This window comes from Microcystis sp. M49636_WE2 (assembly GCF_030065375.1).
Taxonomy (GTDB): Bacteria; Cyanobacteriota; Cyanobacteriia; order Cyanobacteriales; family Microcystaceae; genus Microcystis; species Microcystis aeruginosa_C.
Genome location: NZ_JASJFG010000369.1, coordinates 20,555 through 30,634, shown reverse-complemented (window position 1 = coordinate 30,634; position 10,080 = coordinate 20,555). Strand labels below are relative to the sequence as shown.

At 40.9% G+C, this 10,080-nt stretch carries 7 protein-coding genes; all 7 read left to right on the top strand.

Going from position 1 to position 10,080, the window contains the following annotated elements; all coding sequences use genetic code 11:
* Positions 1 to 354 (top strand): ureidoglycolate lyase (locus PX484_RS08900; RefSeq protein ID WP_288103511.1); only part of this gene is annotated, 354 nt, incomplete at its 5' end.
* 863 nt (positions 355 to 1,217) lie between these two features.
* Positions 1,218 to 3,371, top strand: coding sequence for a dynamin family protein (locus PX484_RS08895; protein WP_287766014.1), 2,154 nt, complete (start codon positions 1,218 to 1,220; stop codon positions 3,369 to 3,371).
* Between the two features lie 151 nt (positions 3,372 to 3,522).
* Positions 3,523 to 5,697, top strand: a complete 2,175-nt coding sequence (locus tag PX484_RS08890; RefSeq protein WP_287766011.1) for a VWA domain-containing protein — start codon at positions 3,523 to 3,525, stop codon at positions 5,695 to 5,697.
* Positions 5,698 to 5,716: 19 nt separating this feature from the next.
* Positions 5,717 to 6,109 carry a hypothetical protein gene (locus PX484_RS08885; protein WP_012266790.1) on the top strand — a complete coding sequence of 131 codons (393 nt, stop codon included), beginning with the start codon at positions 5,717 to 5,719 and terminating at the stop codon, positions 6,107 to 6,109.
* Between the two features lie 23 nt (positions 6,110 to 6,132).
* Positions 6,133 to 7,515: a vWA domain-containing protein gene (locus tag PX484_RS08880; RefSeq protein WP_012266789.1), complete on the top strand. Its 1,383-nt coding sequence runs from the start codon at positions 6,133 to 6,135 to the stop codon at positions 7,513 to 7,515.
* Positions 7,516 to 7,603: 88 nt separating this feature from the next.
* A complete protein-coding gene (locus PX484_RS08875) occupies positions 7,604 to 8,167 on the top strand; it encodes an FHA domain-containing protein (protein ID WP_012266788.1) in 564 nt (187 codons plus the stop codon).
* Positions 8,168 to 8,231: 64 nt separating this feature from the next.
* Positions 8,232 to 10,055 carry a protein phosphatase 2C domain-containing protein gene (locus PX484_RS08870; protein WP_287665725.1) on the top strand — a complete coding sequence of 608 codons (1,824 nt, stop codon included), beginning with the start codon at positions 8,232 to 8,234 and terminating at the stop codon, positions 10,053 to 10,055.
* Positions 10,056 to 10,080: the final 25 nt, after the last annotated feature.

Here is a 10,080-nt window from a genome sequence, read left to right as displayed (position 1 = left end):
GGTGTGCCACGTTTTTATATTATGCGTTTACAGACTCGCGGACGTAAATTTAAGCGAATTACTCGTCATAGTCAATGTACCCAATGTCTTGGTTCTTTGGGGGGACAAGAGTGGTTTTTAGGAGTGGCCCCCCCTAGTCCTCATCCTCAACCGGATTTAGAAAAATTAAAGGTTTTTCGCATCCCCGGGGACTGTTTTATTAAATTAGAGGTGGGAACTTGGCACGCTGGCCCACTTTTTGATCAACCAGCGATCGATTTTTATAATCTTGAATTGAGCGATACTAATATTGTCGATCATTTTACCTATAATTTTGCCCAAGAGCAGTCAATAGAATTTGAGATTGTTGATTGAAAAAATTAATTTTTTTACCTAGGTTGTGCTGAATATCGGCGAAAGCTGACAGGGGGAAAATGTGAGTTTGATAAAGTTAAAAAAGGGCAGAAGGTAGAGCAGGTAAGCTTTTTGCCTCTAAATCCAGAGAAGGCTTAATAGGATGATAAGTGTAAGCAATGATACCCCCTAAAAGGTTAACTAGAAAATTCCAGATACTACTTTGAATTGGCACTATTTGTCGATGCCAAGTCAATGACCGATCTTACTTTTTCCGCTAAGTCTGAAAACGATGACATATAGTCATTTTAGATAAGTATGATACAGTCTAGACCGACAAAATCCTTAGGAACTCTGGGATTGATATTCTCAATCTTAATTGAAATGACTATAATAAGGGTTTCAAGCTCTCCACAATTTTCAATAAGCTAGTCTTAATGACAATAAGCGACGAGAGAAGAGGACTTCGAGATAGGGGGAAATCAAAGGATCGCTCAACTAAAAAGATAACGGGAAAAGTCAGAATGACTGATAAGTTATTCCTATCGGAATTTTTAACACTTCTGCATAAATCACAGGTCTTCTAACGAAAATATAATATACACCTCCAAAACCAAAATGCAGAACTTATTGAGACAGCTAAGGCGAAACCGCAAAAAACCGCTAATCTTTGGATTATTTGGCGCAGCAGGATGTCTGGTGACAGAGATCTCACTGAGTGAAGTTTACAGCGTTTCTCGTAAAGGTGAAGTATAGATTAAACCTTGCCGAAGTAAGGATTTCAGTCACAAAAACCCACCTCATCTATCGGATAAACTTTGTATCTCAATACCACAGTTTTGATGACTCCAAGACAATAATTAATCATTTCGAGGACTGACATTATGATCATGCAGAATAACCACTCACAACAAATTCCGGATAATTCTCAAAAAATTCAATCCACTATTCAACAGTTTCAGGAGTACTTCGCTATTTATGAGAGTGTTTTTCCTTATCTACCTATTAAAGACACGGAGAAATCCTCAATTGAAAAACGAAAAGACTGGATTAGTAAGTTGAAACAAACAGAATTTCATGTCGCTTTTCTCGGTTCTTATTCGGCGGGAAAATCAACAATAATTAATGGAATTTTAGGACGAGAAATTCTCCCTGAAGCCAATAAATCAACCACTGCATTTCCCACTATTGTTAAAAAAGGAGAAAAAGATCAAGCCTTTATTTACTTTATGGATGACAAAGCGCAAAGGATACTTTACGATAGTTTTATAACTGAAATTGGTCACAAAATTGGTAAAAATTTGTCAAATGAATCTCATGAACCTCTGGGAAGACACTTTCAAAGCATTGAGGAAGCCATTAAACAATATGAAACAGAAACTGGAAGTTCTATCGATCAACAAGCTTTAGGCAAAAGTAGATTGCTTGTAAGAAATTTGACAAATCCAAATTCCAATTATCAAGGAAGAAAAGAAATTCAACTATCAGAACTTGGCAACTATGTAGAAGGCTATGAAGGAGCAATTTATGTTGATAAAATTGAAGTGTTTGTAGAAAATTTGAATATTGCGGACGGCATTGTATTGGTTGATTTACCAGGACTAGGGGTGGACAATAAACGCCATAAAGAATTTACTCAAGACTACATCAAAGAAAAAGCAAAAGCTTTTGTCGTTTGTATCAACCCTTTCAAAGTTCTTCAAGGGGAAGAAATAGAATTTTTAGCTGAAATCAATAAGAAGAATCCAACGATTATTCAAAGGGCATTTTGGGTGATTAATCAATGGGATATACCGAATAAGACTCAAAAAAAAGAAGCTATTAATAGCTTTAATCAACGGGTTGGCGACTATCATTTTATCATTAAGGAAGAGCGAAATTTTCAGACTTCTGCCCTTAACTATTTATTGTTAAAGACAATTGCTCAAGGAACAATTGACCAAAGTAAAAAATTACCAGGACATCTTGAAACTTTGATAAAAACAATTGGCTTAGAAAACGAGCCTTCTAAGGATCAAGCTAAAGACTTGCTCCTTAATCATCCGGATATTGTTCCCTTTTCTCAATTCCTTGAATCTCTATATAAATATTTGAATAAAGAGGCAAAAGATGAGTTTATTGCAGATGCGAGAAAAGAACTTCTGGAGATTATCTGTAAATTAGAGCGATTGTTGAAAGAACCCTATCATCAATATGGTCAAATCTCCAATCCTCAAGAGAGGGAAAAATGGGATGCTGTTATTTCACAATCTCAGTTGTTTATAGATCAGTTGAAGGAAAAAGTTAAAGAATTTGCCAAACAAATTCGCACGCACGAAGATGGTCAATTTTGGCAGGAGTCTGATACGAATGAAATAATCCAAGAATTGCATCAAAAAATAGTACAAATAGATGAAAAAGAACTTAAAAATTATCTGTACACAGGAGAAGATATCAATAAGGAACAGATGTATAATTTTCCCGATTTTATGAAGAAAAAAATAGAACTGAATTCATTGATGAAAAAAAGATTAATGTCGGTAGTCTATATTGCTTTTACCGAGCGATTAAGTACACTTCTCAGTGATTTACAAACCATCAACCTAAGTTATTTACCCGAAGAAGTGTCTAAAAAACTAGAAGATAGCCTTTGTGAACGGGATATTTTAATGAGATTAAGTGGTCTGTCTGACGCTTTATTTTCTCAGTATGGAGACAAGCTTCATGAGATTGGAGAGAGTCTCAAAGACTGTAGTGGTCAGACATTTTCTGAGCGCTTAAAGCAAGCCATAGAAAGGTACGAAAATAAACTGATAGAATACATTAGAGAAACTATCAAAGAGTTGAACCCAAATATTTGCTATAGCCTGAAAAATCATGCAGAATATTTGGAAGAAAAGTTACTGGAACTATTTAAAGATTGCCAAGGTAAAATATCCAGTCAAATTGCCCAAACTACCGAACTTGATGAGGCTATTGCTTCTGAAGTTACTAAGCAAACTACGATTACCAATAGTTACGAAAAACTGATTACTTTAAAAAGCTCAATTACTGGGTAGTTTAGAAACACAAATCCCTGTAGAGGTTGAACAATTTACTCGCTAATTGACTGTTTATTCAGCAATGCCTTTTTTTGTGTACTTTTGTGACAGCTTTGGCATAAATCACAGGTCTTCTGGCGAATAGATAATATAGTCCCCCGAAATTAAAATGCAGAACTTATTCGGCCAGATCAGGCGAAATCTCAGAAAACTCCTAATTTTTGGATTATGTGGTGCGGGAGGATGTCTGGTAGCGGCGATCGCACTAGGAGAGGTTTTTCTCACGGTGACTGAACGTCCGCCGATTGTCGAACAGAATCCTCAATCTGTCGTAATGTTGATTGATACCTCCGGCAGCATGAACGATGACAATAAATTACAAGAGGCGAAAAATGCCGCTAAAGCCTTTATCGAGCGACAGGACCCCTCGGTTAATCGCTTCGCGGTGGTTGGTTTCGGCAGTCAGGTTCAAATTGGCACAGGACTAACCTCCGATTTAGCCACCCTCAATCAAGCCATTGACAATTTATCTGATGGTGGGGGGACAAGAATGGATTTAGGACTGGCAACGGCGATTGAGCAACTAGAGTCTAGCAGCTCCGATCGTCATATCTTGCTGTTTACAGATGGACAACCCGCCCCGGCTCCTTCTCCAGAACAAATTGATATTATGATTGTTCTCGACGTTACTAGCAGTATGAATGAGGAGATCGCCGGAGTACAACAAGGCATCCAAAACTTTGCCCAAGAACTCAAAAAACGGAAACTTGATGCTCAAATAGGCCTAATCGCTTTTGGCGATCGCTTATTTGGCGAAGAGCCGCAAATTCTCAATTTTGATGGTTCTGTATTTACCCCTGATAGCGATCGCTTTAGTGAGCAAATCGGCAGCATTCAACAGGTTAACGGCAATGATCCGCCAGAAAGTAGCTTAGATGCTCTGGCATTAGCTGCCCGTCAGCCTTTCCGTTCCCATGCAACCAAAGTCATACTGCTGATTACTGATGCTCCTCCTTTAATACCCGATCGAGAAATTCCTTCTTTAGAAGCAACCACTAATGTTTTAAAGGAAAATCAAATTGCTCAACTGCACTTAGTCATTCAACCTGATGATCGCGCTACTTTTGAACAACTGCAACTCTCCGCACCTGGAGAAACCTTCTTACTCGGTGAAACCGCCGCAGGACGACAAGGATTTGAAAGTGTACTCCCCACCATCGGTAAAGCCATCGCTGAAACAACCCTGAAAGAAGAAGATCGCCAACCGATTGTAGAGGCGACCCTAAACATCGGTCAAACTGCTCTGAGCCAAAAAATCAATATTATTGCCGTCGGAACAGGAGATGCCGATCAAAACTTTCTGACTCAACTGACGGGAGAAGATAAAAAAGTCTTCTATGCTAATTCCGGAGAATTTGACCAAGCCTTTCAATCTGCGGCAAAACTCATCTATGATTCGCAGCTGATCGGAGAACAAAAGCAAAATCAAGGAATTTTATACACTTTACTGAGCCAATCTCTTCCTAAAAATCAACTGCAAACCCCTCAATTTAGATTTATCTATGATGCCTTGCGGACGGGTGGCTGGACGGCTATCCTGTCTGTGGGTGCTTCTTTAGCGTTAATTGTCGGGCAGAACCTCTATCAACGTCGTCGCCGCCTTCTTTCCCTGGGCGAGACAAGCATCGGTACAGTGGGGGGAATCGTTGCTGGATTGGTTGCCGGTAGCTCAGGACTCCTTGTCTCTCGTTTTCTCATTCAAAGCATTCCCACCCTTGCCCCAGGGGGGCCACTTCTGGGTTGGACGATTTTAGGGACAATGCTTGGCGGCGGCATGGCTCGTTTTGTCCCCAATCTGAAAATCGGCAGGGCGGTATTGGGCGGGTTTCTCGGTGGCGCGATGGGAGGAATGGGTTTTGTTTTGCAAGCTGGAGCGAGTAATGAGATCGCCGGACGTTTAGCGGGTTCAGCGATTTTGGGTTTTTGTATTGGCATGATGATCGCTCTTTTGGAACTGCTGACTCGACAAGCTAAACTGATCGTGCATTGGAGTCCTACGGAACAACGAGAATTTTTACTAGGCTCTCGCCCGATCATTTTGGGCAGTTCCTCGGAAGCCAATATTTACTTACCCAAAAAACAGGGTTATACCCCGATCACGGCTCAGGTTTTTCAAAAAGGGGAAAACATTATCATGCAGTATAACTCGTCCTATGGACAAGCCAAGGGGATGAAAAAACTAGAGCATCAATTAAAGGATGGTGATCGCCGGAAATTTGGACAGATTACGCTGGAGGTAAAAACATCGCCCGAACCGTCCAATCGAATAATATCAACTCATTAATCTTATTTTGGTTGCCCAAATGGTAGTCTATAAATTCTTTCTTAACCTGAAAAATTCGCCAGAAAGATATGATTATCCTCTAGATCTAACCGCCGATCAGGAAAATAATCCTGAAACTATCTTCACCAAGGAAATTCGCCAAGCAATCCGAAAACATTTTCAAGCAAGAAGCTCATGCTCTATCAACGATCACCGTCTCAATCAAATTATCGCCGCTTGGGTCGAAGATATCCGAGAAGGCTATCGAGAAACTGTCCTGACCCTAGATTTACCCCTACTGAGCGAGTCGAACCTTGAAAACATCCAAGACGAAGGAAATCAAGAGTTACCCCCTGTTTTTACCCCCGATTTAGGGGCTATAGAACCCATGGAGGGAATGTTTCCCCCTTTAGAAGACATTTTCAACACTTAACCTATTCTCTGAAGGAAATTTTAATGCTTAACGTATCTATTACCCCCCATCGAGAATTTTTACCGGCCGATACTCCAGATCAGCGACTGTTTATTATGCTGAAGTTGCGACCAACCCAAGAAGTCGCTCAAACCCGTCCTTCTACTACCTTTGTCTTTCTAATTGACACCAGTGGCTCGATGTACGAAATTGTGGCCGGCGATTTTCAACCCACCGGTGAAACTTATATGCAAGATGGGAAGGAATACACGAGAGTGGTGGGCGGCATTGCCAAAATCGACATGGTTATTGAGTCGCTTCGCACCCTGATTAATTCAGGACGCTTCACCCCGGAAGATCGGATTGCTCTGATCCAATTTGACGATCAAGCCTCTACTCTGATTGGCTTAACACCAGTTACCCAAACCCGTCAACTGGAAGATGCGATCGCAAAACTGCGAAATTTTAGCGGTGGAACTTGTATGGGGAGAGGCATTAATCAAGCCCTTGCTCTCCTAGCTAATCAAAGCATGACTAGCCGCCATACCATGATTTTTACCGATGGCGACACCTTTGATGAAGATGATTGCCAAAACTTAGCCCAACAATTTGCCAGTCAAGGGATTTCGATTACGGCCCTGGGTGTGGGCGAGTTTAACGAAAACTTGCTCACAGACATAAGCGGCAAGACGGGAGGGCATTGCCGTCACATTGTTCCAGGAACGGCTAGTGGTAACGATGTTTCTATTACCGATCTTCCTAACCTTCTACTGGCAGACTATCAGCAAGCCCAGCAAGAAGTAATTAACAATCTTGTCCTGAGCTTAAAAACTGTTCAGGGAGTCAAACTGCTGCGCCTTACCCGTGTTTATCCCGATTTGGCAGAATTTTCCTTAAATCAAGCTCCCTATCCCATTGGTGCCGCCAAAGCAAAGGATGAAACCATATTTATCTTAGAATTTGCTATCGATAGTCGTCCTAGTTCAAAAATTCGTCTGGCTCAACTGGGCTTGACTTATGACATTCCTGGCTTAAACCGACGGGGGGAATTACTACCGCAGAACGTTGTTGTCCAGTTTGTGCCTGGACAGGGGGGGACAGCGCAGGTCGATCAAGAAGTTATGGGATACGTTCAACAACGCAATATTTCCCAATTAGTTGACGACGCAACCCGCATGGCAGAGAGTAACCCCCAACAAGCTGAAAAACTCCTGGAAACTGCCCGTCGTATCACAGTTCAAATTGGCAATGATGCTATGCTCGAATCTCTCAATGAAGGGATTGAAGAATTGCGAAAAACTCGTCAGATTTCCTCTGGAACCCGCAAAACCGTGAAAATGGGATCGAGAGGAAAAACTGTCAAGATGGGCGATGACCTCAACGACGATCTCTCGGAAGAAACTATTCGGAAACTAACCGGTACTTGAGCAGACTTCTGGCACCGAGTCAGGCAACAGTAAGATTAATTTCAATCTAATTAATTCCTCTTATATCCCTCAAAAAGGAGAAAAACCAATGGCTATTGTTTGCAAAGTTTGTGGCTACGATCAAAACCCCCAGGGAGCAGAATACTGTGATGCTTGTGGTGCAGAATTGACCCCATCGACACCACCTACACCTCCCACACCTGTCATCCCCGATCCCATCCCAGAACCCACACCCATGCCAATTCCCCAACCGATTGCCGAGACGATAACACTCACACCAGAACCGCTGCCCCAACCGATTACTCCAGCAATAACAACAACGGCCCGACTGATTGCCAAGCACCCTAACGCCCCGGTTGCTGAATTTTTCATTGATGGTTTTACCTTGATTGGCATCTTTGACTCGGACACCGGACCTGTGGATGTGGACTTAGAAAAATTCCCCGATAACGAAACCGTTTCCCGCAACCATGCGGAAATTTATCCCGATGGAGGAACTTGGAAAATTAAAGACCTCGGTTCTCTGAATGGGGTTTTTATTAAACCCATCGGTCAAACTCGCTTTAACGCCAGAATAACTGCTCCGACCCCTCTCAGTTCTGGTGATGAGATTGCGATCGCTAAAATTCGCTTTCTTTTCCAAACTCCTTAACATTTCTTGGGGTGGTTAGCCCCACCCCGATTGTGTTCGACTAAAGTTTTAATGGCTGCCTCTCATGACTTCACCATCGACAGAAAACTTCTCCCCCCTGCTTATTCAAGAAAAAGAATCTTTTTCTATGGCAGATTATCAGATAGAAATTATCGCCTATCTAGGGTTATTAACCGCAGATGTTTATTACTTCAAAGTCAAGTTTCAACCCATTGCCGATCTCGATGGGGAAAAGGGCGAAACATCTTCTCAATTGGGACTTTTGCGTGTCGGCTCTCTTAATAGTAGTCTCGATCGGGAACTGCAACTGAGAAAAATTCTTCAAAACTACAGCTTGATCGCTCCACTTATCGCTGATATTCAAGTAGATTCAGCTATTATTAATCCCCTATCAATCAAGGAAAAATCCCAGGAGGTAGATGAAAAACAAAATGAAGATATTGCCACTGAACAAATAGTCTCGGAAGATTCTGAATTTGTCAATATTACTTCAACAAAAGATGATGATTCTGGAGAAAATCAGTCCGCAGAAACAGACTATTTAGAAGAAGAATACTACCCAGAAACAGCAGTCGAAAACGAGACGAAACCAGAAAAACTTCTTCTGTTAACGCGATTTCCTCAAGAAAACTTGACTTTAGAAGCTTGGCTAAAAGAAGAACATTCTCAAGAAGAAGCACTAACGTTAGTGATTCAAATTTGTCAGTTATTTTCTTATATAGCTAAACAAAACTGGTATTTAATCAACCTGCTTCCCCAGTTTATAGAAATAGACAAACCCCTCAAAATCTTTGACTTAACCTGCGCTTACTCAATTGAAGAAAGCCTAACTTCTGGTGTTATCGGAGATTATTGCGCTCCTGAACTTGCGGCAAGTCGCTCGATCAATGAATCAATGAGCAGTTATACTATCGCCGCTTTATTGTATCAAACTACCCATAAAAAATTACCTCAATCTGACCAGATTATTAGTTTAGAAATTGCTCCGATTCCGCGTCTTTATCAACTGCTGAAAATTGCCTTGTCCTCTCTTCCAGAAGAACGCTTTCCCCTGGCTCAATTTCTCAGCTTATTAATCGAAACTCGCCATTCACTGCGGAGTCTGAAAGTGCAGTGGAATATTGCCAGTTATTCAACCGTTGGACTTTCAACAGAACGCTTACAGAATGAAGATAACTACGGTGTAAGACAACAACACCTCAGTAATTCAGAAACCCTTATTTTAGGCGTTGTAGCTGACGGTATGGGAGGAATGGCCCAAGGAGAAGTAGCTAGTCAAATTGCTGTTAAAACTATATTACAAGACTCCCTTCCTCCAGAATTTAAAACAGGAGAACAGCGTAATAAATGGCTACTTAATTTATTTCAAAAAGCCAACATATCTATTGCTGATACTGTTCGTAATGGCGGAACAACTTTAAGTGCTGTATTAGCGATCAATGATAGCTTAATGATAGCCCATGTGGGAGATAGTCGAATTTATTTAATACGACAAGGAAAAATTAAACAACTAAGTGAAGATCATTCACTGGTAGCTATGTTAGTGGCTAACGGTGAAATAACAGAAGAGGAAAGTTTAACCCATCCAGATCGAAATGTCTTACTCAAATCTATCGGTTCAAAAAAACATTTAAGTGAAGGCTATGTGCAGAATTTAAGTCGCACCAATAGCAATTTATCAATGACTTTAGAAAATGAAGATATTTTACTTCTCTGTTCTGACGGGGTTTGGGATTTAGTACCGACTCAGGAACTGGCGGAAATTTTTAGTCAATTTAAATCTTTACAAATGGCAGTTGATCAAACCATTCAAAGAGTTATTAATCAAGGAGCAACCGATAATGCAACGCTTTTAGCTATGCAATGTTTTATGACTTCTGGCAACTAAACAATATTTAATCAATCAATGAGGT